Origin of the sequence: Streptomyces sp. NPDC001231, assembly GCF_042896885.1 — a bacterium.
Classification (GTDB): domain Bacteria; phylum Actinomycetota; class Actinomycetes; order Streptomycetales; family Streptomycetaceae; genus Streptomyces.
The window spans coordinates 12,459-37,193 of sequence record NZ_JBIAXS010000033.1 but is presented as its reverse complement, the minus strand read 5'-3'; the positions used below and the strand labels follow the sequence as shown (position 1 = coordinate 37,193).

The following is a 24,735-nucleotide window of genomic DNA, read 5'->3' as shown; positions in this document are numbered from 1 at the left end:
CGCCCGGTGCCCGCTCACCGTCCCCGACGCCCGCTCACCGTCCGGCCGGTGTGCGCTCCTCGTCCGGGCGGGCCGACCTGGCCGGAGCCTTCTTGGGGAAGAGCAGGTACGACAGCGCGATCAGCCCGTGGATCCCGGCGATGCGCAGCGTCGTCCCCTGCCAGGACCTGAGCGGCTCGGCGGCGGACGGGTCGCCGACGTACAGGACCGCCGCCTGGAGCAGGGCCAGTGAGACGCACGACGCGACGAGGGTGCGCAGCCAGAGGCCGCCCTCGTGGCGTGCCCGGGCCAGTCCGTGACGGGGCGGTTTCCCGGGGCGCGGGCCGCCGGCCAGGCGGTGGGCCGCGTGGGCGTCGAGACGGCCGACGGTGTAGTGGCCGTAGCCGACGGTGAAACCGATGTACAGGGCGGCCAGTCCGTGCTCCCAGCCGGGCTCCGCGCCGTTCCTCAGATCGACGGCGGTGGCCGCGAACAGGACCAGTTCCAGCATCGGCTCGCACAGCAGCAGGGCCATACCGGTGCGGCGCCACCGCAGGAGGTAGCGGGCGGTCAGGCCGAGCGCCAGCAGTACCCAGAAGCCCACCTCGCAGGCGATGATCAGCGCGACGATCACGATTGCTCCTCTCGGTTCCTCCTCCAGGCTCGCGGCGGACCGCGTCCGGTGCGTCGTCGGCGGTGACGAACCGCGCGTGCATCCTTCGATGTACGCGCGGACCCTCCCGGGGCATCAGGCGGCGGACCGATCCCCCGTGTTGGATGGACGCATGGCCCGAGGACTCCGCCCGCACCGCCACGACGTGTACATCGCCGTGGGCGGGCTGCTCGGCGGTCTTGCGCTGCTCGGGACCGGGCTGCACACCCGCGCCCGCCACGCCCCGGCCTCCGTCCTGGACCAGGACTGGGCGGTCGCCGTCCCGCTGCTGGTGATGGCGGGGTGCGAGCTGCTGCGCCGCACCCGGCCGGGGCCCGCCCTGCTCGTCGGCACCGCGGCGGTCGTCGCGGACCTCCCGACGCGGGGCAGCCTGGCCACCGTGGTGATGTTCACCGATCTGGTCTACGCGGCGGTGCTCTACGGCCCGCCCGCCTTCGCCCGCCGCCTTCCCTGGATCACCGGTCTGCTCACGGTGATCGGCACGGTCGTGCCGCTCGTGGTCCGGCACACGCCGCAGGCACTGCTGCTGGGCGTGGGCGTCGCCCTGGTCAGCCTGGTGCCGGCGGCCACCGGCTGGGTGGTGCGCAACCACCGTGACACGGCCGTCGCCGAGCGGCTGCGGGCCGAACAGACCGCGCTGCTCGCGGACATGGACCGCACGCAGGCGGTCGCCGCCGAACGCGCGCGGGTGGCACGGGAGTTGCACGACATGATCGCCAACCACATGTCCGCCATCGCCATCCACTCCACGGCCGCGCTGTCCCTGGACGACGCGGAGACCTCTCGGCGGGCGCTCACCGTGATCCGGGAGAACAGCGTCGCGGGACTGGCGGAGATGCGGCGGCTGATCGGCATCCTGCGCGACAGCGGGGACGAGCACGCCCCGGCCGCCGCACCGACCCTGGACGGTCTCGAAGCGCTGGCCGAGGCGGCCCGCGGCAACGGTCTCGAGGTCATGCTCGACGCCCGCCACGGCGAGGTGCCGACACCGGTGGAGCTGGCGGCGTACCGGATCGTGCAGGAGTCGCTGACCAACGCCCTCAAGCACGCGACTCCGGGCCGCGTCACCGTCGCCCTGGCCCGGCGTGACGGCGCGCTCGAGGTGGCGGTGACCAGCCCCTACGGGCACCGGGACGGACCGCGCGCCCCGGGCTCCGGTGCCGGTCTGGTCGGGATGCGGGAGCGGGCCGCGCTGCTCGGTGGCGCGTTCGCGGCCGGTCCCGAGGGCGCCGTCTGGACCGTCCGTGCCACCCTGCCCCTGGGTGACGGCGAAGGAGATCCCGCATGATCCGTGTCCTCGTCGCCGAGGACCAGTCCGCCGTTCGCGCCGGGCTGGTCCTGATCCTGCGCAGCGCGCCCGGCCTCGAAGTGGCCGGCGAGGCGGCGGACGGCGAGCAGGCGGTGGCGCTGGCCCGCGAGCTGCGTCCGGACGTGGTGCTGATGGACATTCAGATGCCGCGGCTGGACGGGGTGTCGGCGACCCGGCAGGTGGTCGCGGAGCAGCTTGCGGACGTCCTCGTGCTGACCACCTTCGACCTCGACGAGTACGTCTTCGGGGCGCTGCGCGCGGGAGCGGCCGGGTTCCTGCTCAAGGACGCCGAGGCGCGGGAGCTGGTGGAGGCGGTGCGCACGGTGGCGCGCGGGGAGGGGATCGTCGCGCCCGCCGTCACACGGCGTCTGATCGCCGAGTTCGCCGCCGGGCCGGTACGGGAGACGAAGGCGGCGCCGGCCGCGCTGGGCACCCTCACCCCCCGGGAGCGCGAGGTGCTGTCGCGCCTGAGTGAGGGGCTGTCCAACGCGGAGATCGCCCTCCGTCTGGACCTCGCGGAGGGCACCGTGAAGACCCACGTCAGCCGCCTGCTGGGCAAGCTGGAGCTGCGCAGCCGGGTCCAAGCAGCGGTACTTGCACAGGAGTTGGGGATCTGAGGAGCAACGGGACAACTGGTCCAGACCTATTGACCCGTGGTCCAGACCTTTCTATTCTCGCGGCACCGGTGGGCGTGATGGCTCAGTCACGCCCCCCGACCACAACCCCCACCGCCGAAGGGGTGGCCGTAGCTCCCCGCAGGCGACATCACAAGAGGAGGCGCGGTATGCGCTTCAGACACAGAGCCGCGGCCGGGTTCGCGACCCTGCTGCTCCCGCTGGCCGGGATGGTCGGCCTCGCGGGCTCCGCTCAGGCCGCGGCATCGGCCACCGCCACCTACGCCAAGACCCAGGACTGGGGCTCCGGGTTCGAGGGCAAGTGGACGGTGACCAACTCCGGCACCACGAGCATCAGTTCGTGGACGATCGAGTGGGACTTCCCCTCCGGCACGTCCGTCACCTCCGCCTGGGACGCGGACGTGACCAGCTCCGGCACCCACTGGACCGCCAAGAACAAGTCCTACAACGGGACCCTGGCCCCGGGCGCCTCCGTCTCCTTCGGCTTCAACGGCGCCGGCGCCGGATCCCCCAGCAACTGCAAGCTCAACGGCGGCAGTTGTGACGGCGGCGGCACGGTACCCGGTGACAACCCGCCCTCCGCGCCGGGCACCCCGACCGCCTCGAACATCACCGACACCTCGGTGAAGCTCTCCTGGGGCGCGGCCACCGACGACAAGGGCGTCAAGAACTACGACGTCCTGCGCGACGGCAGGACGGTCGCGACCGTGACGACGACCTCGTACACGGACACCGGACTGACCGCGGGCACCGACTACTCCTACAGCGTCCAGGCCCGTGACACCGCCGGCCAGACCGGCCCGGTCAGCGGCTCGGTAGCCGTGCGCACCACCGGCGGCGGTGGCGGCACTCCCCCGCCCGGCAACAAGGTCCGGCTCGGCTACTTCACCGAGTGGGGCATCTACGGCCGCAACTACAACGTCAAGAACATCGTGACGTCCGGCTCCGCCTCGAAGATCACGCACATCAACTACGCCTTCGGCAACGTCACCGGCGGCAAGTGCACGATCGGCGACTCCTACGCCGACTACGACAAGGCCTTCACCGCCGACCAGTCGGTCAGCGGCGTCGCCGACACCTGGGACCAGCCGCTGCGCGGCAACTTCAACCAGCTGCGCCAGCTGAAGGCCAAGTACCCGAACATCAAGGTGCTGTGGTCGTTCGGCGGCTGGACCTGGTCCGGCGGCTTCGCGGACGCGGCCAAGAACCCGACGGCCTTCGCCCAGTCCTGCTACGACCTGGTGAAGGACTCCCGCTGGGCCAATGTGTTCGACGGCATCGACATCGACTGGGAGTACCCCAACGCCTGCGGCCTGACCTGTGACACCAGCGGCCCGGCGGCCATCAAGAACGTGGCGGCCGCGCTGCGGGCCAAGTTCGGCAACAGCGCCCTGGTCACGGCGGCCGTCTCCGCCGACGGCACCTCCGGCGGCAAGGTCGACGCCGCCGACTACGGCGGGGCGGCGCAGTACCTCGACTGGTACAACGTGATGACGTACGACTTCTTCGGCGCCTGGGACGCGAAGGGCCCCACCGCCCCGCACTCCCCGCTCACCTCCTACAACGGCATCCCGCAGGCCGGCTTCACCACGGCCGACGCGATCGCCAAGTACAAGGCCAAGGGCGTACCGGCGAGCAAGCTCCTCGTCGGCATCGGCCTGTACGGCCGCGGCTGGACCGGCGTCACCCAGGACGCCCCGGGCGGCACGGCCACGGGCCCGGCGACCGGTACGTACGAGCAGGGCATCGAGGACTACAAGGTGCTCAAGACGTCCTGCCCGGCCACCGGCACCATCGCGGGCACGGCCTACGCGAAGTGCGGCAGCAACTGGTGGTCCTACGACACCCCGGCCACCATCGGCACCAAGATGTCCTGGGCGAAGACCCAGGGCCTGGGCGGCGCCTTCTTCTGGGAGTTCAGCGGTGACACCAGCAACGGCGAACTGGTGAACGCCATCAACAGCGGTCTGTCGTAAGGGCCCACCGGCCCCGAGACCAGGAGAGCTCCCCCGGACCACGTCCGGGGGAGCTCTTCCGTCGTACTACGCCACATTCACCCGTTGTCCGGGCGGCGCCGCCTCCAGCCAGGCGAGGAAGCCGGTCAGCGCGTCCTCGCTCATCGCGAGTTCCAGGCGCGTACCGCGGTGCAGGCAGGTGAGGACGACCGCGTCGGAGAGCAACGCGAGTTCCTCCTCGCCCTCGGGCAGACGGCGGCCGGCCACCTCGATGGACGCCCGCTCCAGGGTGCGGCGGGGACGGGGGGCGTAGGAGAAGACTCGGAACCACTCGACGCGGTCGCCGTTGTAGCGGGCGACGCCGTAGCTCCAGCCCTTGCCGCTGGTGTCGGTCTTCTCCGGTACGTCCCAGCGCAGACTGCAGTCGAAGGTGCCACCGGAGCGCTGGATGAGCCTGCGTCGCAGGCCGAAGACGAACAGTCCCACCACCACGAGCAAGACCACCAGCCCGCACACAGTCAGAGCGAGGACCATCGACACCGACCTCCTCGTCTCCTAGGTAATGGAACGGAAAAAACACCCACATTCACCTCAGCCGCGGCCGGTACCGGATTGCTCCGGTACCGACCGCGGCTGAGTGACGTCATCACACGGCTGGCTGGGTTCAGCTGGCCGTCGCCGCGCGCAGTCGGACCTCCGCGCGGCGCTCGGCATGAGCGTCGCCCTCCGCCTTCGCGCGTTCGAGCTCTCGCTCGGTGCGCTGGACATCGATCTCGTCCGAGAGTTCGGCGATCTCGGCCAGCAGCGACAGCTTGTTGTCCGCGAACGAGATGAAACCGCCGTGCACAGCGGCGACGACCGTCCCACCTTCACTCGTACGGATGGTCACCGGGCCCGACTCCAGCACACCGAGCAGCGGCTGGTGACCGGGCATGACGCCGATGTCGCCGGACGTGGTGCGCGCGACGACCAGGGTGGCCTCGCCGGACCAGACCTGGCGGTCGGCGGCGACCAGCTCGACGTGCAGCTCAGCAGCCAAGGGTGGCTCCTCGGGTCACCACCCGGCGGTAATGCCGGGTGTTGGGGTCAATTCTAAGGGGCGTGGACGAGGGGGCGGGACGCACCCGCCCCCTCAGATGAGCTCGATGCTCAGGAGACGCCCAGCTCCTTCGCGTTCTTCTTCAGGTCCTCGATACCACCGCACATGAAGAACGCCTGCTCGGGGAAGTGGTCGTACTCGCCGTCGCAGATCGCGTTGAACGCCGCGATCGACTCGTCCAGCGGCACGTCCGAGCCGTCCACACCGGTGAACTGCTTGGCGACGTGGGTGTTCTGGGACAGGAAGCGCTCCACGCGACGGGCACGGTGGACGACGAGCTTGTCCTCCTCGCCGAGCTCGTCGATACCGAGGATCGCGATGATGTCCTGCAGGTCCTTGTACTTCTGCAGGATGCTCTTCACGCGCATGGCCGCGTTGTAGTGGTCCGCCGCGATGTAGCGGGGGTCCAGGATCCGGGACGTGGAGTCCAGCGGGTCCACGGCCGGGTAGATGCCCTTCTCCGAGATCGGACGGGAGAGAACCGTCGTCGCGTCGAGGTGGGCGAAGGTGGTGGCCGGGGCCGGGTCGGTCAGGTCGTCCGCGGGGACGTAGATCGCCTGCATCGAGGTGATCGAGTGACCGCGGGTCGAGGTGATGCGCTCCTGGAGCAGACCCATCTCGTCGGCCAGGTTCGGCTGGTAACCCACCGCGGACGGCATACGGCCGAGCAGCGTGGAGACCTCGGAACCGGCCTGCGTGAAGCGGAAGATGTTGTCGATGAAGAACAGCACGTCCTGCTTCTGGACGTCACGGAAGTACTCGGCCATGGTCAGGCCGGCCAGCGCGACGCGCAGACGGGTGCCCGGGGGCTCGTCCATCTGACCGAAGACCAGCGCGGTCTTGTCGATGACGCCCGACTCGCTCATCTCGTCGATGAGGTCGTTTCCCTCACGGGTGCGCTCGCCGACACCGGCGAACACGGAGACACCGTCGTGGTTGTTGGCGACGCGGTAGATCATCTCCTGGATGAGCACCGTCTTGCCGACGCCGGCGCCGCCGAACAGACCGATCTTGCCGCCCTTGACGTACGGGGTCAGCAGGTCGATGACCTTGACGCCGGTCTCGAACATCTCGGTCTTCGACTCGAGCTCGTCGAAGTTCGGCGCCTTGCGGTGGATCGGCCAGCGCTCGCCGTCGTACTCGGCGTCGACGTTCAGCACCTCACCGAGGGTGTTGAACACCTTGCCCTTGGTGAAGTCGCCGACCGGGACGGAGATCGCCGAGCCGGTGTCCTTCACCGGAGCCTGGCGGACCAGGCCGTCGGTGGGCTGCATGGAGATCGTGCGGACGATGCCGTCACCGAGGTGCTGTGCGACCTCGAGCGTCAGCGTCTTCTTCTCGCCCGCGTTCGCCGGGTCGGCGACCTCGACGTGAAGGGCGTTGTTAATGTCCGGCATCGCGTCGACGGGGAACTCCACGTCGACGACCGGGCCGATGACCCGCGCGACGCGGCCCGCCGCCGTGGCCGTCTCAACAGTGGTGGTCATTACTTGTCACTCCCCGCGGTCGCGTCGGCCAGGGCGCTCGCGCCACCGACGATCTCGCTGATTTCCTGGGTGATTTCGGCCTGGCGGGCCGCGTTGGCAAGACGCGCGAGCGTGTCGATCAGCTCGCCCGCGTTGTCGGTGGCCGACTTCATCGCGCGCCGCGTGGCGGCGTGCTTCGAAGCGGCCGACTGGAGCAGCGCGTTGTAGATACGGCTCTCCACGTACCGCGGCAGCAGCGCGTCGAGGACGTCCTCCGCCGAGGGCTCGAAGTCGTACAGCGGAAGGATCTCGCCCTTCGGCGCGGCCTCCGCGGCGACCTCGTCCAGACGCAGCGGAAGCAGCCGGGAGTCGGTCGCCGTCTGCGTCATCATCGAGACGAACTCGGTGTAGACGATGTGGAGCTCGTCCACGCCGCCGTTCACGGTGTCCTTCCCGATGGCCTCGATCAGCGGGGCCGCCACCGTCTTGGCGTCCGCGTACGTGGGCTCGTCGGTGAAGCCGGTCCACGACTCCGTGATCGTGCGCTCACGGAAGTTGTAGTGGGCGACACCGCGCCGGCCGACGATGTACGTGTCGACCTGCTTGCCCTCGCTCTCGAGGCGCGCGGTCAGCTGCTCCGCCGCCTTGATGGCGTTGGAGTTGAAGGCGCCGGCCAGACCGCGGTCGCTCGACAGGAGCAGTACCGCGGCGCGGGTCGGGTTCTCCGCCTCCGTGGTCAGCGGGTGCTTGGTGTTGGACCCGGTGCCGACCGCCGTGACCGCGCGGGTCAGTTCCTGCGCGTACGGCGTGGAGGCCGACACCTTGCGCATCGCCTTGACGACGCGCGAGGCGGCGATCATCTCCATCGCCTTGGTGATCTTCTTGGTCGCGGTGACGGATCGGATGCGACGCTTGTAGACCCGGAGCTGGGCTCCCATGAGTCAGGTCCCTTCCTTACGTCACTTGGCGGCAGCGGCCGGGGTGTCCTCGCCGAGCAGCTTTCCGTCGCCCGTCTCGAACTGCTTCTTGAACTCGGCGATCGCCTCGGCGGCGGCCTGCAGCGTGTCGTCGGACATCTTGCCGCCCTCCTTGATGGAGGTCATGAGGCCCTGCTCCTTGCGGTGCAGGTACTCCAGGAGCTCCTTCTCGAAGCGGCGGATGTCGGCGACCGGCACCTCGTCCATCTTGCCGGTGGTACCGGCCCACACGGAGACGACCTGGTCCTCGGTGGCCATCGGCTGGTACTGGTCCTGCTTCAGCAGCTCGACCATGCGCTGACCGCGCTCCAGCTGCGACTTCGAGGCCGCGTCCAGGTCGGAACCGAAGGCGGCGAACGCCTCCAGCTCACGGAACTGGGCCAGGTCCACGCGCAGACGGCCGGAGACCTGCTTCATCGCCTTGTGCTGCGCGGAACCACCGACTCGGGAGACGGAGATACCGACGTTCAGCGCGGGGCGCTGACCGGCGTTGAACAGGTCCGACTCCAGGAAGCACTGGCCGTCGGTGATGGAGATGACGTTGGTCGGGATGAACGCCGAGACGTCGTTGGCCTTGGTCTCGACGATCGGCAGACCGGTCATCGAGCCCTTGCCCATGTCGTCGGACAGCTTCGCGCAGCGCTCCAGCAGGCGGGAGTGCAGGTAGAAGACGTCACCCGGGTAGGCCTCACGGCCCGGCGGGCGGCGCAGCAGCAGCGACACGGCGCGGTAGGCGTCGGCCTGCTTCGACAGGTCGTCGAAGATGATCAGGACGTGCTTGCCCTGGTACATCCAGTGCTGGCCGATGGCCGAGCCGGTGTACGGCGCCAGGTACTTGAAGCCGGCCGGGTCGGACGCCGGGGCGGCCACGATGGTCGTGTACTCCAGCGCGCCGTTCTCCTCCAGCGAGCGCCGGACCGACGCGATGGTGGAGCCCTTCTGGCCGATGGCGACGTAGATGCAGCGGACCTGCTTGTTCGGGTCGCCGGTGCGCCAGTTGTCGCGCTGGTTGATGATCGTGTCGACGGCCAGGGCGGTCTTGCCGGTCTGACGGTCGCCGATGATCAGCTGACGCTGACCGCGGCCGATCGGGGTCATGGCGTCGACGGCCTTGTAGCCGGTCTCCATCGGCTCGTGCACCGACTTGCGCTGCATGACCGTGGGGGCCTGCAGTTCGAGGGCGCGGCGGCCCTCGGTCTCGATCTCGCCGAGGCCGTCGATCGGGTTGCCGAGCGGGTCCACCACGCGGCCGAGGTAGCCCTCGCCCACGGCCACGGACAGGACCTCACCGGTGCGCTGCACCGGCTGGCCCTCCTCGATGCCGCTGAACTCACCGAGGACGATGGCACCGATCTCGCGCTCCTCGAGGTTGAGGGCGAGGCCGAGGGTGCCGTCCTCGAACTTCAGCAGTTCGTTGGCCATGGCCGAGGGAAGACCCTCGACCTTCGCGATGCCGTCGCCGGCAAGGGTGACCGTACCGACCTCCTCGCGCGAGGCCGCGTCCGGCTTGTACGACTGGACGAAGTTCTCCAGCGCGTCCCGGATCTCCTCCGGCCGGATCGTGAGCTCCGCCATCTGGGTTCCCTGCTCTCCTTGTTGGGCCCGAAGTTTCACTTGGGGGGTATTCCACGAGTTCGGGACTCCCCCCAATAAGAGGTGAATCCTCTGCACGGCCCAACCAGGGCCGTCGTGTACGTCTTGCGTGTTGAGTTGCTGCTAGCTCGCCATGCGGCGGGCGGCGTCCTCGAGCCGGTCCGCGAGGGAGCCGTTGATGACCTCGTCACCGACCTGCACCCGGACTCCGCCGACGACCTCGGGGTCGACGTCGAGGTTGAGGTGCATCTGGTGGCCGTAGAGCTTCGCGAGGGCCGCGCCGAGGCGCTGCTTCTGCGTGTCGCTCAGCGGGACCGCCGAGGTGACGACGGCGACCATGCGGTTGCGACGGTCGGCGGCGAGCTTGGTCAGGGACTCCAGTCCCGCTTCCAGGCTACGTCCCCGCGGCGCGGTCACAAGGCGCGTCACCAGACGCTCGGTGGTCGCGGCCGCCCGGCCGCCGAGCAGCCGGCGCAGCAGTTCCTTCTTGGCCGAGACGGTCGCGGCGCGGTCGGTCAGGGCCGCGCGCAGCCCGGTGTTGGAGGAGACGATCCGGCCGAAGCGGAACAGCTCGTCCTCGACGTTGTCGAGCGTGCCGGCCTGCTGCGCCGCGGTGAGGTCGGCGACGTCCGCCAGCTCCTCCAGCGTGTCGACCAGGTCACGGGACTGCGACCAGCGGGAACGCACCATGCCGGACACCAGGTCGACGGCCGTGCCGCCGACCTGCTCGCCGAGCAGGCGCTGCACCAGCGTGGCCTTGGCCTCACCGGACTGCGCCGGGTCGGTCAGGACCCGACGCAGACCGACCTCGCGGTGGAGCAGCGCGGTGACGGCCGCCAGCTCGTCGGCGAGCCGGCCGGCGTCCACCGAGGTGGAGTCCGTCAGCGCGTCCAGACGCTCACGTGCGGCGGTCAGTGCCTCACGGCTGGCTCCGTGCATGGTCATCGAGTCGCCTCGGCCTTCGAAGCGGCTTCATCGAGGCCGTCGAGAAAGCGGTCGATCACACGGCTCTGCCGGGCGTGGTCCTCGAGGGACTCGCCGACGAGCTTGCCGGCCAGCTCGGTGGCCAGCGTGCCGACGTCCTGCCGGAGCGCGGACGCGGCGGCCTTGCGGTCGGCCTCGATCTGGGCGTGACCGGCGGCGACGATCTCCTCGCGCTGACGCTGGCCCTCGGCCCGCATCTCGGCGATGAGCGTGGCGCCCTGCTCCTGTGCCTCCTGGCGCAGGCGCGCGGCCTCGTGCCGGGCCTCGGCGAGCTGAGCCTTGTACTGCTCAAGAACGCTGTGGGCCTCGGTCTGCGCGGCCTCGGCCTTCTCGATACCGCCCTCGATCGCCTCGCGGCGCTCCTCCAGAACCTTGTTGATGTTCGGGAGGAGCTTCTTGGCGAGGAGACCGAAGACGATGACGAAGGCGAGCAGGCCGATGACGAGCTCGGGGATCGGCGGGACGAGAGGGTTCTCCTTCTCGGCCGCCAGAATGAGCAGCTGGCTCATGTCAGTGCCTTTCGTCTAGGAAGCTTTCGCTGTTCGGCGAATCAGGTGCCGTAGACGAACGGCATGACCAGACCGATCAGGGCCAGCGCCTCACAGAAGGCGAAGCCGAGGATCTGGTTGGCGCGGATCAGGCCGGCGGCCTCGGGCTGGCGGGCCAGGGCCTGGGTGCCGTTACCGAAGATGATGCCGACGCCGACGCCGGGACCGATGGCAGCGAGGCCGTAACCGACGGAGCCGAGCGAGCCGGAAACAGCGGCAAGGGTCTGGGACATGCCAGTTCTTCCTTTTCTTTACGGACCGGTGGGGGTTGGCCACCGGACGATCAGGGGGTTGCTCTGCGGGGTGCTCAGTGGTGCTCTGCGAGCGCGCCCTGGATGTACGTGCAGGTCAGGAGGACGAAGACGTACGCCTGCAGTGCCTGGATGAAGAGCTCGAAGGCCGTCATCACGATCGTCATGATGAAGCTGACGCCCGCGTAGGCGATGCCGATGCCGTTGAGCAGGTACCAGCTGGCGATGGTGAAGAGCAGCAGCAGCGTGTGGCCCGCGAACATGTTCGCGAAGAGCCGGACCGCGTGAGTGAAGGGCCGGACCAGCAGGTTCGAGAAGAACTCGATGAGCATGGCCAGCGGGAGCACCGGGCCGAGCGACTTGTCGTAGCCCGTCACGTTCTTGAAGAAGCCCACGAAACCGTGACGCTTGAAGGTCAGCGAGACCCACAGGACATAGACGATCAGGGCCAGCACGATCGGGTACGCGATGATCGAAGTCACCGGGAACTGGGCGACCGGGATGATCGACCAGAGGTTCATCATCCAGATGAAGAAGAACAGGGAGACGACGAGCGGGACGTACTTCTCGCCTTCCTTCTTGCCGATCGTCTCGTAGACGACTCCGCGGCGGATGAAGTCGTAGCCCGCCTCGGCGACCATCTGGAGCTTGCCCGGCACGACCTGGGGCCTGCGGAAGGCCGCCCAGAAGAATCCGACGACGATGATGGAGCCGAGCAGCGCCAGCAGCATCGGCTTGTTGAAGTACAGGTTGCTGTCCGCGTTGCCCCAGAGGGGCTCGAACAGGAACGAGTGCAGGCCCGGAGCGGGGAAGCCACAGCCGGCGAAGATGTGGCAGTCGGTCTCGAAGGCGAGCACCTGCGTCGGGTCAGCACTCACCGCGGGCTCCTTCAGCGTGGCGCATAGGTACGGCAACCTCGTTGTGTCGGCGCGGCGTGCGGCCGCAGTTCGGCACGGGACTGGTGTTACGGATGTGGGGGCGGCAGAGGGGCATCTCGCCTCGCGATCGAACAGGCGTCAGCTGTGATGCCCGCGCCCGCGATGCCGCAGTTGGCACCGGACGATAGCAGGATCTCTCAAGCGTCTTTATCCCGGCCCTACCGCTCACGACGAGCGCTCCGTCTTTTCGGACTTCTCGCCCGCCGAAGACGGGGCCGAGTCGGGCTCGACGTAGAGGATCTTGGACTTCATGTGGGCCCGCGTCTGCGCCGCGGTCCACGCCAGCGTGGCGGCGAGCAGGGTGAAGGCGAAGGCCTTGGGGTTGAACAGCGTGGTGTGCTTGAACGCGGCCAGGAAGACGAACAGCAGCAGGATCTGGGCCGCGTAGAGCATCAGGCCCATCGCCTGGAAGAGATGCGGAAGCGACTTGGCGGTGCGCTGCAGGACGTAGAGGCCGAGCCCCATGAACAGGATCACGACCACGGCCGCGACGACCGCGCCGATCGCCCCTTTTCCACCGGCGACCACACCACTGACGACGGCGGCGACCGCACCGACGGCGGCTGTGGGCACAGCGGCCTCGGCCAGGATCCGGGCGTCATTGGACGGCATCGCGGCAACTCCGCATTCACAGGGGGCAGGGCGTCGTCATGGGACGAGCGTAGTCCCGGTGCCGAGGGAGGAAACCTCGGCCCCACCAGGACCTTCTCACTGTGGCCCTTCGGCTCTCCGGGATACTCGTGAACGGTATCACAAACTATTTGATGAGGTCTTTACCTCCTGGGTGTGCTGACCCTCACACGTGAGAGTACAGCTGCACTTCTGTGCAAAATCCAGACCTGTTCGCCCGATATTGGGGGGATTCGGCACCCCACGGGTTGGCAACGCCTTAGTCAGATTCTTACCTTGGCCCGTCAGCGCGACGTTCCGGCTTTCCGCCCGTCCAGAACGCGCGAACGGGCTCCGACGGCGGTCGCTCCGTTGACACCGGCCGCACCGGCACGGACCCGCACGCCCGCGGCCACGGGCGTCTCCCCCGGCACAGGGCTCTCCGCGGTCGCGGAAGCCCCCACGGACGCCTCCTGGGGCGCGGAGTCCGTGAGCGAGGTGGACGAGGCGGACGACGCCGCCGCGGGCTCGGAGGTTCCCGGGCCCATGACCTTGCCCCGGCGCCGGTAGCGCGGGGGCACGAACCGCTCGGCCCAGCGCGGGGCGCGGGGGGTGAAGCGCGGCAGCAGGAGCAGCACCAGGCCGAGGAAGCTGAGGCCCACGATGCCCAGCACGATCCACATGGACGCCGACTTGACCGAGTAGGCGAGCGCGCCGAAGCCGATCAGGGCCGCCCAGAAGTACATGATCAGCACGGCCCGGCTGTGCGAGTGGCCGATCTCCAGCAGACGGTGGTGCAGATGGCCGCGGTCGGCGGCGAACGGCGACTTGCCGTGCCAGGTGCGCCGCACGATGGCCAGGACCAGGTCGGCGGCCGGGATGGCGATGATCGTCAACGGCATCAGCAGCGGGATGTAGACCGGCACCATCTGGTGCACCGCGTTGCGCTCGGACCCGGAGAACAGCTTCATCACGTCCGGGTCGACCTGCCCGGTCACCGAGATCGCGCCGGCCGCCAGCACCAGGCCGATGAGCATGGACCCCGAGTCGCCCATGAAGATGCGCGCGGGATGCATGTTGTGCGGCAGGAAGCCCAGGCACATGCCCATGAGGACGGCCGCGAAGAGGGTGGCGGGGGCGGCTGCCTCGATGCCGTACGAGTACCAGATCCGGTAGGCGTACATGAAGAACGCGGCGGCCGCGATGCACACCATGCCGGAGGCAAGGCCGTCGAGGCCGTCGACGAAGTTGACCGCGTTGATGGTGATGACGACCAGGGCGACCGTGAGCAGGGTGCCCTGCCACTGGGTGAGCGCGACCGTGCCGACGCCGGGCACGGGCAGCCACAGGATCGTCAGGCCCTGCATCACCATCACACCGGCCGCGATCATCTGACCGCCCAGCTTGATCAGGGCGTCGATCTCGAACTTGTCGTCCAGGACGCCGATCAGCCAGATCAGGGCGGCGCCGGAGAGCAGCGCGCGCGGCTCGTTCGACTTCTCGAAGACCTCGTTGAGGTTGGTGAGGTGGTCGGCGACGAGCAGGCCCGCGCACAGGCCGAAGAACATCGCGATACCGCCGAGCCGGGGAGTGGGCTCCCGGTGCACGTCACGTGCCCGGATCTCCGGCATCGCTCCCGCGACGATCGCGAACTTGCGTACCGGCCCTGTCAGCAGATACGTCACCGCGGCCGTGATGCAGAGCGTCAGCAGGTATTCACGCACGGGCTTCCCCACAGGTCTCGCTGGCCTTCTCAGCCCCACACCCTAGCGACGCAGGCATATGTATGTGGACTTCCGGGTAGCGACGATGGTTGCACGTGTGGCTGTGTACGGTTTTGTACGACCGTTCCGCTACCCCGTCTCAGCCGGGATACGGCGGAAACCGGACCGTGAGTTCGCGCACGTCCTCACGCGCGCTCGCCCCGTCGACCTCGCCGCGCAGCACCTTGCCCAACAGGACGGCTATCCACTCCATCTCCTGCTGGCCCATGCCCTGGCTGGTCACCGCGGCGGTGCCCAGGCGCAGCCCGCGGCCGTCGGCGTGCGGCAGCGCGCAGCAGTCGAGAACGATACCGGCGGCGGCCAGCCGTCCGCGCGCGGTGCGTCCCTCGATGCCGAGCGGCGCCGGGTCGGCGGTGATCAGGTGGGTGTCCGTGCCGCCGGTGGTGACGGTCAGGCCCTCGGCGGCCAGCCGGGCCGCGAGCACCCGCGCGTTGGCGACGACCTGGTGGGCGTAGGCGGAGAAGGCCGGGGTCGCGGCCTCGCCGAACGCCACGGCCTTGGCGGCGATGGTGTGCATCTGGGCGCCGCCCTGGGTGAAGGGGAAGACGGCGCGGTCGACGCGCTCGGCCAGCCCGCCGCCGCACAGGAGCATCCCGCCACGCGGACCGCGCAGCACCTTGTGGGTGGTGGCGCACACCACGTCGGCGTACGGGACGGGGTTGGGCGCCGCCTTGCCGGCGACGAGTCCGATGGGGTGGGCCGCGTCGGCGATCAGATAGGCGCCGACCTCGTCGGCGACCGAGCGGAAGAAGGCGTAGTCGATGTGGCGCGGGTAGGCGATGGAGCCGCACACGATCGCCTTGGGCCGGTGCGCGTGGGCGAGCGTGCGCACCTGCTGGTGGTCGATGAGTCCGGTCTCGGCGTCGACGCCGTAGCCGACGAAGTCGAACCAGCGGCCGGAGAAGTTCGCGGGCGAGCCGTGCGTGAGGTGTCCGCCGTAGGGCAGGCCGAGGGCGAGGACGGTGTCGCCGGGCCGCAGCAGCGCCGCGTACGCGGCGAGCACCGCGGACGAGCCCGAGTGGGCCTGCACGTTGGCGTGTTCGGCACCGAACAGGGCCTTGGCCCGCGCCACGGCGAGGCGTTCGGCGACGTCGACGATCTCGCAGCCGCCGTGGTGCCGGGCGCCGGGATAGCCCTCGGCGTACTTGTTCGCCAGCACCGAGCCGAGCGTGGCGAGCACCGCCGGCGAGGTGAAGTTCTCGGCCGCGATCAACTGGAGCGTCGTCGACTGCCGGTCGAGCTCCCCGAGCAGGACGTCGGCCAGTTCGGGGTCCTGCCGGCGCAGGAGATCGGCCTCGAGAACAGGGATGACCGACATGTCGGGCTCCGGGCGGTCGACGTTGACGTACGTCCAATGTAGGCCCACCAACCCCACCCCGCGCGGCCCCTTACGCCGACACGGCTACCCCTCGCGTACCTCTCTGCTCACGCCCGTACGACGCCGGCAGCCGGGCCTGGGAGACAGCGACAACCGCCGGGTCACCCGCGGGCCGACAGGCCCCTCCAGGAGCCTCCAGCCGGGACGTACGGTCCATGGAGCCTCCGGCCGGGCCCCGGAGCCACGCACGAGCCCGCGGCCTGCCGGACGCCCGACAGGCACACGCCGAGGCCGACCATAGACGCAACCCACGCACGGACCCACCGGAGCAGGCCGACCGGCCCCGTGCGCGACCCAAGCGGGCCCCCTCGGCCCCGCGCCTCCCGACCCGCCGGACGCCCCGCAGACACGCGTCCAGGCCATCACCGACGCAGCCCCGAGGCCACACCGACGCACCGGCACCATGCCCACCGGCCGAGCAGGCCGAGTGGCCCCGACGCAGTCCGTACGCGCCTACGCAGGGCGCCTCCAGCCGGGACTCGGGCCCTCCAACGCCAGACGCGCCCCACAGGCACCATCACCGACGCGGCCCAGGGCACACCCGCACCACGCCCACCGGCCCAGAGCAGGCGCGGCCCCCACGGGCACCCCGGGCCCCAACGCAGGGCCCCGGGCCTTCCAGCCCGCCAGAAGCTTCGCAGACACGCGCCGAGGCCGTCACCCGAGGCGACCCGCGCACGACCTCACAGGGCACCCCCGGCCCCCGCGCCGGAGCGCGGCAGGTGCTGGGTGGTTGGCGCCGTCCCAGGGGGCGGTTCCCCGTCCGCTGCGGGGCCCGGCGGGGGTCAGGCGCGGGCCGGGACTCCCGTCAGGGCCGTTACCACCGGGTCCAGGGCCTGGTGTATCTCGTCGCCGACGGAGCGGAAGAACGTCAGGGGGGCGCCGTAGGGGTCGTAGACCTCGTCGGCCTCCGCGGTCGGGGCCAGGAGCCACCCGCGTAGAGCGGCGGCGGCACGGACCAGGGCGCGGGCGCGTTCGACCACGCCGTCCTCCAGGGGCGGCAGCGTGGCCGTGTCTATCGCCTTCACCAGGCGGGTGAACTCCTTGAGGGTGAAGGTGCGCAGGCCCGCCGAGTGGCCCATGGAGATGACCTGGGCACGGTGGTCCAGGGTCGCGGTGAGCACCAGGTCGGCGCAGATCACATGCTCGTCCAGCAGTTCCCGGCCGGTGAAGCCGGAGGCGTCCGCGCCGAAGTCGGCCAGCACGGTCTCCGCGTTGGCCTCCATCGGCGCGCCCTCGTGGCCCCAGGTGCCCGCGCTCTCCACGATCAGCCCGCCGCCCCGCGGATCCCCGAGCCGGTCCGCCACGAAGTGCCGGGTCAGCCGCTCGGTGATGGGCGAACGGCACACGTTGCCGGTGCTGACGTGCAGGATGCGGAAGGTGTCGCCTATGCCACGCCCCGCGTCAGGGGCCGTCAATTCGCCACCTCGAGGTCGGGTACCACCTTGCGCAGCTCCTCCGGCGACAGGGCGCCCTCGCGCAGCAGCACGGGCACCTTGCGGGTGACGTCGACGATGGAGGACGGGACGTTGCCGGGGGTCGGGCCGCCGTCGAGGTAGACGGAGACGGAGTCGCCGAGCATGTCCTGCGCGGCGCCGCAGTTCTCCGGCGCGGGGTGGCCGGTCAGGTTCGCCGACGACACGGCCATCGGGCCGACCTCCGTGAGCAGTTCGATGGCGACCGGGTGCAGCGGCATCCGCACCGCGACCGTGCCCCGGGTGTCCCCGAGGTCCCACTGGAGGGACGGCTGGTGCCGCGCGACCAGCGTCAGCGCGCCCGGCCAGAAGGCGTCCACGAGTTCCCAGGCCATCTCGGAGAAGTCCGTGACCAGTCCGTGCAGCGTGTTCGGGGAGCCGATGAGGACGGGGGTGGGCATGTTGCGGCCCCGGCCCTTGGCGGCGAGCAGGTCGGCCACGCCCTCGGAGGAGAACGCGTCGGCGCCGATGCCGTAGACCGTGTCGGTGGGCAGCACCACGAGTTCGCCGCGGCGGACGGCGGACGCCGCCTCGCGCAGACCCGTCACGCGGTCGGTGGCGTCGTTGGTGTCGTATCGCCGTGCCATTGTCAGCGGGCCTCCTCGTACACGTACTGCTGGTCAGAAGTCCTGATGGGGGTCACGGCAGCGCCTTGCGGGCGGTGGCGAACCGCGGCCGGTTGTTGAGGTCGGGGTGGTCGGCGGCGTCGGCCCAGCCCAGCTCCTCGGTGAAGATCCACGGCACCTGTCCGCCCTGGGTGTCGGCGTGCTCGACGACGACGACTCCGCCGGGCCGCAGCAGCCGGTGCGCGGTGCGCTCGATGCCGCGGATCAGTTCGAGACCGTCCTCCCCGGAGAACAACGCCAGCTCCGGGTCGTAGTCGCGGGCCTCGGGAGCGACGTACTCCCATTCGGTGAGCGGGATGTACGGCGGGTTGGAGATGACGAGGTCGACCTGGCCGTCGAGGTCCGGGAAGGCCGTCAGGGCGTCGCCCTGGCGCAGGTCGACCCTGGACCCCTCCATGTTCTTGCTGGTCCACTTCAGGGCGTCCTCGCTCAGCTCCACGGCGTGCACGCGCGAACGCGGCACCTCCTGGGCGAGGGCGAGCGCGATGGCCCCCGAGCCGGTGCACAGGTCGACGATGCACGGCTCGACGACGTCCATGGCCCGTACGGCGTCTATGGCCCAGCCGACCACGGACTCGGTCTCCGGCCGGGGCACGAACACCCCCGGCCCGACCTGGAGTTCCAGATACCGGAAGTACGCCCGCCCGGTGATGTGCTGGAGCGGCTCGCGCTGCTCGCGCCGGGCGATGACCTCCCAGTAGCGGGCGTCGAAGTCGGCGTCCTTCACGGTGTGCAGCTGGCCCCGCTTGACGCCGTGCACGAACGCGGCGAGTTCCTCCGCGTCGGTGCGCGGCGAGTCCACGCCCGCGTCGGCCAGCCGCTGGGTGGCCTGCGCCACCTCCGCGAGCAGCACGCTGCGGGGGCTCGGGGGTCGCCCCCCGGATTCTTGCTGCACGCTGGTCCTCCGTTGGTGCTCGTACGTACGCACGTCCCGCGTGCGTACGTGTCTTAGGCGGCCGCGAGCTTGGCGGCCGAGTCCGCGTCGACGCAGGCCTGGATCACCGCGTCCAGCTCGCCGTCCAGGACCTGGTCCAGGTTGTACGCCTTGAAGCCGACGCGGTGGTCCGAGATGCGGTTCTCCGGGAAGTTGTAGGTGCGGATCTTCTCGGAGCGGTCGACGGTGCGGACCTGGCTGCGGCGAGCGTCGGCGGCTTCCCGCTCCGCCTCCTCCTGCGCCATGGCGAGCAGCCTGGAGCGCAGGATACGCAGCGCCTGCTCCTTGTTCTGCAGCTGGCTCTTCTCGTTCTGGCAGGAGGCGACGACTCCGGTGGGCAGGTGCGTGATGCGCACCGCGGAGTCGGTGGTGTTGACGGACTGGCCGCCGGGCCCGGAGGACCGGTAGACGTCGATGCGGAGGTCGTTGGCGCTGATCTCCACGTCCACCTCCTCGGCCTCGGGGGTGACCAGCACACCGGCCGCGGAGGTGTGGATACGGCCCTGGGACTCGGTGGCCGGCACCCGCTGCACGCGGTGCACCCCGCCCTCGTACTTCAGCCGGGCCCACACGCCCTGGCCGGGCTCGGTCTGCCCGCGGCTCTTCACCGCGACCTGGACGTCCTTGTAACCGCCCAGCTCGGACTCGGTGGCGTCGATGATCTCGGTCTTCCAGCCGACCCGCTCGGCGTACCGCAGGTACATGCGCAGCAGGTCGCCGGCGAACAGGGCCGACTCGTCGCCGCCCGCGCCCGCCTTGATCTCGAGGATGACGTCCTTGTCGTCGCTGGGGTCGCGAGGGATGAGCAGGAAGCGCAGCTTCTCGGTCAACTCCTCCCGCTGCTGCTCCAGCTCCTTGACCTCGGCCGCGAAGTCGGGGTCGTCCGCGGCGAGTTCGCGCGCGGTGTCGATGTCGTCGCCGGTCTGCTTCCAGGAGCGGTACGCGGCGACGATCGGGGTGAGCTCGGCGTAGCGCTTGTTGAGCTTGCGCGCGTTGGCCTGGTCGGCGTGGACCGACGGGTCGGCGAGCTGCTTCTCCAGATCGGCGTGCTCGGCGACGAGTTCCTCGACGGCCTCGAACATCTTTCGGCTCCTGTACTGCCTGTACTGCTGGGGTGGGGGAAGGCGGGCGACCAAAAACGCCGGTCCCGGCGCACCCCGCGGTGGGGGCACGGCCGTGGACCGGCGAAAAGGGGCTCGCTACTTCTTGGAGCCGGCGGCAGCCTTGCCGAAGCGGGCCTCGAAGCGGGCCACACGGCCACCGGTGTCGAGGATCTTCTGCTTGCCCGTGTAGAACGGGTGGCACTCGGAGCAGACCTCGGCCCGGATGCTGCCGGACTCGATGGTGCTGCGGGTGGTGAACGACGCGCCGCAGGTGCAGCTGACCTGCGTCTCGACGTACGCGGGGTGGATGTCGCGCTTCAAGGTGTCTCCTAGAGTTCCGGGAGGGCGCCGGGTCGCAGCCGCGGGATGTGGAGCGTGAACCGGAGCCGACGTACCAGTCTGCCAGGACTGGGGCCATCCACCCAAACCGGGGGGTGGGGTCGGGTATTCCCGGCGGGTGCCTGCGGGTCTCTGCGGGGCGGGGGTGGGTTTCCCGCATGCCGGGGTGACGTGTGTCCGCCGTGGGCGGGTGCGGGTCGATCGTGGCCTGTCGCGCAGTTCCCCGCTCCAGTCAGGGGGCGCTCACCACGCCCTTGGCCTTGCCGGTGGCCGTGCCCTCGGTGGCCGTCCTGGGGATGGGCTCGTCGTTCCTGAGGGCGTTCCAGAGCTGCTGGGCCTTGACCTTCTCCACGAGGACGCGGTTGGGGTTGGCCGGGTCGTACCGCACCGGCATCGTGACCATGGTCATGCGGGAGGAACTGATGCCCTTCAGGCCGTCGGCGAAGGCGATCAGGGAGTTCACCGAGCCGAGGTCGGAGTCGGCGGTGACGGTCCTGGTCGCGGTGTCGGCGAGGTCGTAGAGCTTCTTGGGGTTGGTGAGCACGCCGATGTGCTTGACCTGGTCGGCCAGGGCCTTGACGAAGGCCTGCTGGAGCTGGATGCGGCCGAGGTCGGAGCCGTCGCCGACGCCGTGCCGGGTACGGACCAGACCGAGGGCCTGCTGTCCGTCGAGGGTGTGCGTGCCGGCCTTGAGGTCGAGGTGGCTCTGCGGGTCTTCGATGTTCCTCGTCGTGGTGACCCGGACTCCGCCGAGTTCGTCGACGAGCTTCCGGAAGCCGCTGAAGTCGACCTCCAGGTAGTGGTCCATGCGCAGGCCGGTCATCGACTCGACGGTCTTCACCGCACAGGCGGCGCCGCCGGTGGAGTACGACTCGTTGAACATCGCGTCGTGCTCCGCGGCGTGCGTGCCACCCTTGGCGTCGGTGCACTCGGGGCGGTCGACGAGGGTGTCGCGCGGTATGGAGACCACTCCGGCCTTCTTGTGGCCCTCGTAGACGTGCACGATCATCGCCGTGTCGGAGCGGGCGCTGCCGTCGTCGGTGCCGCCGCCGAGCTTCCTGTTGCCGCCGGCGCGGGTGTCGGAACCGAGGACCAGGATGTTCTCGGATCCGTTGTCGGCCTTGGTGGGCCGGTCGCCGCCGAGGGCCTGGTTGATGTCGATCGTCCTGAGGTTGCCGTTGAGCTTGAAGTAGAGGAAGCCGGCCCCCGCGCCGCCGAGCACGACGATCCCCGCGGCGGTCCAGGCCATGGCCGTCAGGGCCCTGCGCCGCCCGGTGGGGGGCTTGCGACGGCGGCCCTTGGCGCGGCGACGGGGCCCGGTGTCGCCGGATTCCCCTGGTATGCCCGGTCCTCGCGTGCTGTCGGCAGGCATGCGCTCCTCGGTTCTCGTGTCTACGGTCGGCTACCCCCTGCGGTCGGGGTCGGACCCCGGTCTGTTCTCGGTCGATGAGACCCGTACCGCACTATCGTCGCTCGTACGGTCAGACGGGGGAACTCGGGAAAGGGTTGCACAACACCCTGTGTCCACCACATGCGGACATAGGCACCATGCGGGACTGTGTACCGCTTGGTAGTCCCACTCACCTGCGGTGACACGGGTCCGGACGGCGCCGTGGGGAGCCGGAGCGGGGCACGGTGCCTGTGGCGGAGGTCTCGTACGGCCTGCAACGCCCGTACGGCCGGGAACGCCCGTACGGCCGGGAACGCCCGTACGGCCGGGAACGGCAGAAGGCCGCCCCCCTGAAACAGGGGGCGGCCTTCTGCTCACCACTTACCGGTTCACCCGGCTGGTCCGGCTTGCTCGGCGGAACGCCTAGTCGCCGTTGCCGGGAGTCGGGGTGGTCTTCTGGATCTGCATCAGGAACTCGACGTTCGACTTGGTCTGCTTCATCTTGTCGAGGAGCAGCTCGATCGCCTGCTGCTGGTCGAGCGCGTGCAGCACCCGGCGCAGCTTCCAGACGACGGCCAGCTCCTCGTTGCCGAGCAGGATCTCTTCCTTGCGGGTGCCGGACGCGTCGACGTCCACCGCGGGGAAGATGCGCTTGTCGGCGAGCTTCCGGTCGAGCTTGAGCTCCATGTTGCCGGTGCCCTTGAACTCCTCGAAGATCACCTCGTCCATGCGGGACCCGGTGTCCACCAGGGCGGTGGCGAGGATGGTCAGCGAACCGCCGTCCTCGATGTTGCGGGCCGCACCGAAGAACCGCTTCGGCGGGTACAGGGCCGTGGAGTCGACACCACCGGACAGGATGCGGCCGGAGGCCGGGGCCGCCAGGTTGTACGCACGGCCCAGACGGGTGATCGAGTCCAGCAGCACGACCACGTCGTGGCCCAGCTCCACCAGACGCTTGGCGCGTTCGATGGCGAGCTCGGCGACCGTGGTGTGGTCCTCGGCCGGGCGGTCGAAGGTCGAGGAGATGACCTCGCCCTTGACCGACCGCTGCATGTCGGTGACCTCTTCCGGACGCTCGTCGACGAGGACGACCATCAGGTGGCACTCGGGGTTGTTGTGCGTGATCGCGTTGGCGACCGCCTGCATGATCATGGTCTTGCCGGTCTTCGGCGGGGCCACGATCAGACCGCGCTGGCCCTTGCCGATGGGCGAGACCAGGTCGATGATGCGGGTGGTCAGGACGCCCGGGTCGGTCTCCAGACGGAGCCGGTCCTGCGGGTACAGCGGCGTCAGCTTGTTGAACTCCGGCCGCCCACGGCCGTGTTCGGGCGCCATGCCGTTGACGGAGTCCAGCCGGACCAGCGCGTTGAACTTCTCGCGACGCTCGCCGTCCTTGGGCTGGCGCACCGCACCGGTGACGTGGTCGCCCTTGCGCAGGCCGTTCTTGCGGACCTGGGCGAGGGAGACGTACACGTCGTTGGGACCCGGCAGGTAGCCCGACGTGCGGATGAAGGCGTAGTTGTCGAGGATGTCCAGGATGCCCGCGACGGGGATCAGGACGTCGTCCTCGGCGATCTGCGGCTCGGAGACGTCGTCGCGGCCACGGCGGCCACGGCGGTCGCGGTAGCGGCCGCGACGGCCCCGGCGGCCGCCCTCGAAGTCGTCCCCGTCCTCGTCGGGCCGCTGCTGACGGTCCGGCCGGCCGCCGCTCTGCTGCTGGCCCTGCTGGCGCTGCTGCTGACCGCCCTGGCCCTGCTGGTCGTCGCCCTTGCCGCGGCGGTCGCGGTCGCGGTCCCGGCCGCGCTCACGGCGGTCGCGACGGCGGCCGTCGCCGCCGTCACCGGCATCGCCCTTGGCGTCGCCCTGCGACTGCTGCTGGGCCGGGGTCTCGGCCTTCGGCTCGGCGGCGACGGTCTCGGCGCTGCCCGCGGGGGCGCCCGCCTCCGCGGTGGCCCGACGGCGGCGACGCTCGGCCGGAGCGTCCTCTCCCCCACGCTCGGCCTCGCTCGAGCGGGCGGTGCCCCCAGCCGGCTGGCCGGGGATCTCGATCTGCTGCTGCGCCACGGCCTTGGCGGGGGCGCCCGACTGCTCCACGTCGTTCGAGGGCTTGGCGGAGGGGGCCTCGGCCGCCTTCTTCGCGGACGCGGCCTCCTCGCCCGTGCGGGCGCGGGAGGTGCTGCGGCGCTTCGGCTTGGTCTCGGTGGCGTCCCCCGCGGCAGGCGCGGCCTTCGCGGCGGGGGCGCCCCCGGCCGCCTGCGCCTCCTTGATGACCTCGATCAGCTGGCTCTTGCGCATGCGCGCGGTGCCCCTGATACCGAGGCCGGATGCGACCTGTTGCAGCTCGGCCAGCACCATGCCCTCGAGGCCGGTACCGCGGCGCCGCCGGGAGCCGGCACCGGTGGCAGGCGCGGAGGCGTCCGTGGCGGGCGCGGCAGCGGTCTCCTCGACACGTGCGCCCATCAGATCGGTGGTGTCGCTCACGAAGGGTCCTTCCCTGGAGCGGACGTCGGCCTGTCTGGCTCGGCGACCGGTTGTGCTGTCCGGCTTCGGTCCTTGCAGGTGAACCGTGCCGGGGCGGTGGTCCGCCCAAAGCGGCGGAAGAAATTTCTGGTGATTGGCGCTTCCTCGACCATCAGCGGCATCGAGTGTCACTGAGTCACGTGGCGTGGTCGCACCGATTCCGGAGCGTG

The 24,735-nt window shown here is 70.1% G+C and carries 23 protein-coding genes; 3 read left to right on the top strand and 20 right to left on the bottom strand.

Annotation, left to right across the window (positions count from 1 at the left end; all coding sequences use genetic code 11):
- Positions 1–34: 34 nt before the first annotated feature.
- Positions 35–613, bottom strand: a complete 579-nt coding sequence (locus tag ACFY3J_RS31865) for a hypothetical protein (protein WP_384171180.1) — start codon at positions 611–613, stop codon at positions 35–37.
- A 151-nt stretch (positions 614–764) separates the two neighbouring features.
- On the opposite strand from ACFY3J_RS31865, the gene ACFY3J_RS31860 reads away from it, so the two are divergent.
- From ACFY3J_RS31860 to ACFY3J_RS31850, 3 genes are all read left to right on the top strand, one after another.
- Complete coding sequence (locus ACFY3J_RS31860; protein ID WP_384171182.1) at positions 765–1,940, top strand: sensor histidine kinase; 1,176 nt, start codon at positions 765–767, stop codon at positions 1,938–1,940.
- Positions 1,937–2,578: a response regulator gene (locus ACFY3J_RS31855; RefSeq protein ID WP_390842278.1), complete on the top strand. Its 642-nt coding sequence runs from the start codon at positions 1,937–1,939 to the stop codon at positions 2,576–2,578. Before ACFY3J_RS31860 ends, ACFY3J_RS31855 begins: the two co-directional genes overlap by 4 nt.
- 167 nt (positions 2,579–2,745) lie before the next feature.
- Complete coding sequence (locus tag ACFY3J_RS31850) at positions 2,746–4,572, top strand: glycosyl hydrolase family 18 protein (RefSeq protein WP_390842277.1); 1,827 nt, start codon at positions 2,746–2,748, stop codon at positions 4,570–4,572.
- 66 nt (positions 4,573–4,638) lie between these two features.
- Here the strand turns inward: ACFY3J_RS31850 and ACFY3J_RS31845 are convergent, their stop codons facing one another.
- The 19 genes from ACFY3J_RS31845 to rho form a co-directional block, all read right to left on the bottom strand.
- Positions 4,639–5,085 carry a DUF2550 domain-containing protein gene (locus ACFY3J_RS31845; RefSeq protein WP_141358328.1) on the bottom strand — a complete coding sequence of 149 codons (447 nt, stop codon included), beginning with the start codon at positions 5,083–5,085 and terminating at the stop codon, positions 4,639–4,641.
- Positions 5,086–5,215: 130 nt separating this feature from the next.
- Positions 5,216–5,590, bottom strand: coding sequence for a F0F1 ATP synthase subunit epsilon (locus ACFY3J_RS31840; RefSeq protein WP_361417380.1), 375 nt, complete (start codon positions 5,588–5,590; stop codon positions 5,216–5,218).
- 110 nt (positions 5,591–5,700) lie between these two features.
- Positions 5,701–7,137 carry a F0F1 ATP synthase subunit beta gene (atpD, locus tag ACFY3J_RS31835; RefSeq protein ID WP_384171191.1) on the bottom strand — a complete coding sequence of 479 codons (1,437 nt, stop codon included), beginning with the start codon at positions 7,135–7,137 and terminating at the stop codon, positions 5,701–5,703.
- Complete coding sequence (locus tag ACFY3J_RS31830) at positions 7,137–8,054, bottom strand: F0F1 ATP synthase subunit gamma (RefSeq protein ID WP_384171194.1); 918 nt, start codon at positions 8,052–8,054, stop codon at positions 7,137–7,139. Before ACFY3J_RS31830 ends, atpD begins: the two co-directional genes overlap by 1 nt.
- 21 nt (positions 8,055–8,075) lie before the next feature.
- A complete protein-coding gene (gene atpA, locus ACFY3J_RS31825) occupies positions 8,076–9,668 on the bottom strand; it encodes a F0F1 ATP synthase subunit alpha (RefSeq protein ID WP_390842276.1) in 1,593 nt (530 codons plus the stop codon).
- A 141-nt stretch (positions 9,669–9,809) separates the two neighbouring features.
- The gene (locus ACFY3J_RS31820) at positions 9,810–10,625 is read right to left on the bottom strand and encodes a F0F1 ATP synthase subunit delta (RefSeq protein WP_384172563.1); all 816 of its coding nucleotides are present in this window, start codon (positions 10,623–10,625) and stop codon (positions 9,810–9,812) included.
- 2 nt (positions 10,626–10,627) lie between these two features.
- Complete coding sequence (locus tag ACFY3J_RS31815; RefSeq protein WP_384171200.1) at positions 10,628–11,179, bottom strand: F0F1 ATP synthase subunit B; 552 nt, start codon at positions 11,177–11,179, stop codon at positions 10,628–10,630.
- A 41-nt stretch (positions 11,180–11,220) separates the two neighbouring features.
- Positions 11,221–11,451, bottom strand: coding sequence for an ATP synthase F0 subunit C (gene atpE / locus ACFY3J_RS31810; protein ID WP_073889576.1), 231 nt, complete (start codon positions 11,449–11,451; stop codon positions 11,221–11,223).
- A 74-nt stretch (positions 11,452–11,525) separates the two neighbouring features.
- On the bottom strand, positions 11,526–12,347 hold the full coding sequence (gene atpB / locus ACFY3J_RS31805) for a F0F1 ATP synthase subunit A (RefSeq protein ID WP_225075586.1): 822 nt from the start codon (positions 12,345–12,347) through the stop codon (positions 11,526–11,528).
- 225 nt (positions 12,348–12,572) lie between these two features.
- Positions 12,573–13,019 (bottom strand): hypothetical protein, encoded by a 447-nt coding sequence (locus ACFY3J_RS31800; RefSeq protein WP_390842275.1) that lies wholly within the window; start codon positions 13,017–13,019, stop codon positions 12,573–12,575.
- Positions 13,020–13,321: 302 nt separating this feature from the next.
- Entirely contained in the window at positions 13,322–14,740 is a 1,419-nt protein-coding gene (locus ACFY3J_RS31795) for an MraY family glycosyltransferase (protein ID WP_384171207.1), read from the bottom strand.
- A gap of 139 nt (positions 14,741–14,879) precedes the next feature.
- Entirely contained in the window at positions 14,880–16,118 is a 1,239-nt protein-coding gene (gene glyA, locus ACFY3J_RS31790) for a serine hydroxymethyltransferase (protein WP_384172566.1), read from the bottom strand.
- A gap of 845 nt (positions 16,119–16,963) precedes the next feature.
- Positions 16,964–17,596, bottom strand: a complete 633-nt coding sequence (locus ACFY3J_RS31785; RefSeq protein ID WP_225075583.1) for a protein-tyrosine-phosphatase — start codon at positions 17,594–17,596, stop codon at positions 16,964–16,966.
- On the bottom strand, positions 17,593–18,240 hold the full coding sequence (locus ACFY3J_RS31780; RefSeq protein ID WP_141358346.1) for an L-threonylcarbamoyladenylate synthase: 648 nt from the start codon (positions 18,238–18,240) through the stop codon (positions 17,593–17,595). The genes ACFY3J_RS31785 and ACFY3J_RS31780 overlap by 4 nt, the downstream gene beginning before the upstream one ends.
- Positions 18,241–18,292: 52 nt before the next feature.
- Positions 18,293–19,132, bottom strand: coding sequence for a peptide chain release factor N(5)-glutamine methyltransferase (prmC, locus tag ACFY3J_RS31775; protein WP_390842287.1), 840 nt, complete (start codon positions 19,130–19,132; stop codon positions 18,293–18,295).
- 95 nt (positions 19,133–19,227) lie between these two features.
- Positions 19,228–20,295: a peptide chain release factor 1 gene (prfA, locus tag ACFY3J_RS31770; protein ID WP_384171212.1), complete on the bottom strand. Its 1,068-nt coding sequence runs from the start codon at positions 20,293–20,295 to the stop codon at positions 19,228–19,230.
- A 117-nt stretch (positions 20,296–20,412) separates the two neighbouring features.
- Positions 20,413–20,637, bottom strand: coding sequence for a 50S ribosomal protein L31 (rpmE, locus tag ACFY3J_RS31765; RefSeq protein ID WP_141358350.1), 225 nt, complete (start codon positions 20,635–20,637; stop codon positions 20,413–20,415).
- 250 nt (positions 20,638–20,887) lie between these two features.
- A complete protein-coding gene (locus ACFY3J_RS31760; RefSeq protein WP_384171215.1) occupies positions 20,888–22,027 on the bottom strand; it encodes an LCP family protein in 1,140 nt (379 codons plus the stop codon).
- Between the two features lie 441 nt (positions 22,028–22,468).
- On the bottom strand, positions 22,469–24,526 hold the full coding sequence (gene rho, locus ACFY3J_RS31755; protein ID WP_384171218.1) for a transcription termination factor Rho: 2,058 nt from the start codon (positions 24,524–24,526) through the stop codon (positions 22,469–22,471).
- Positions 24,527–24,735 lie beyond the last annotated feature (209 nt).

Bases quoted from the DNA above. Each gene is read 5' to 3' on its own strand.
- ACFY3J_RS31845 (WP_141358328.1), bottom strand. From the start codon at position 5,085: ATGGTCCTCGCTCTGACTGTGTGCGGGCTGGTGGTCTTGCTCGTGGTG.
- prfA (WP_384171212.1), bottom strand. From the start codon at position 20,295: ATGTTCGAGGCCGTCGAGGAACTCGTCGCCGAGCACGCCGATCTGGAG.
- ACFY3J_RS31855 (WP_390842278.1), top strand. From the start codon at position 1,937: ATGATCCGTGTCCTCGTCGCCGAGGACCAGTCCGCCGTTCGCGCCGGG.
- atpE (WP_073889576.1), bottom strand. From the start codon at position 11,451: ATGTCCCAGACCCTTGCCGCTGTTTCCGGCTCGCTCGGCTCCGTCGGT.
- ACFY3J_RS31815 (WP_384171200.1), bottom strand. From the start codon at position 11,179: ATGAGCCAGCTGCTCATTCTGGCGGCCGAGAAGGAGAACCCTCTCGTC.
- ACFY3J_RS31830 (WP_384171194.1), bottom strand. From the start codon at position 8,054: ATGGGAGCCCAGCTCCGGGTCTACAAGCGTCGCATCCGATCCGTCACC.
- atpD (WP_384171191.1), bottom strand. From the start codon at position 7,137: ATGACCACCACTGTTGAGACGGCCACGGCGGCGGGCCGCGTCGCGCGG.
- atpA (WP_390842276.1), bottom strand. From the start codon at position 9,668: ATGGCGGAGCTCACGATCCGGCCGGAGGAGATCCGGGACGCGCTGGAG.
- ACFY3J_RS31800 (WP_390842275.1), bottom strand. From the start codon at position 13,019: ATGCCGTCCAATGACGCCCGGATCCTGGCCGAGGCCGCTGTGCCCACA.
- ACFY3J_RS31850 (WP_390842277.1), top strand. From the start codon at position 2,746: ATGCGCTTCAGACACAGAGCCGCGGCCGGGTTCGCGACCCTGCTGCTC.
- ACFY3J_RS31780 (WP_141358346.1), bottom strand. From the start codon at position 18,240: ATGGCACGGCGATACGACACCAACGACGCCACCGACCGCGTGACGGGT.
- ACFY3J_RS31860 (WP_384171182.1), top strand. From the start codon at position 765: ATGGCCCGAGGACTCCGCCCGCACCGCCACGACGTGTACATCGCCGTG.
- ACFY3J_RS31760 (WP_384171215.1), bottom strand. From the start codon at position 22,027: ATGCCTGCCGACAGCACGCGAGGACCGGGCATACCAGGGGAATCCGGC.
- ACFY3J_RS31820 (WP_384172563.1), bottom strand. From the start codon at position 10,625: ATGCACGGAGCCAGCCGTGAGGCACTGACCGCCGCACGTGAGCGTCTG.
- glyA (WP_384172566.1), bottom strand. From the start codon at position 16,118: ATGTCGGTCATCCCTGTTCTCGAGGCCGATCTCCTGCGCCGGCAGGAC.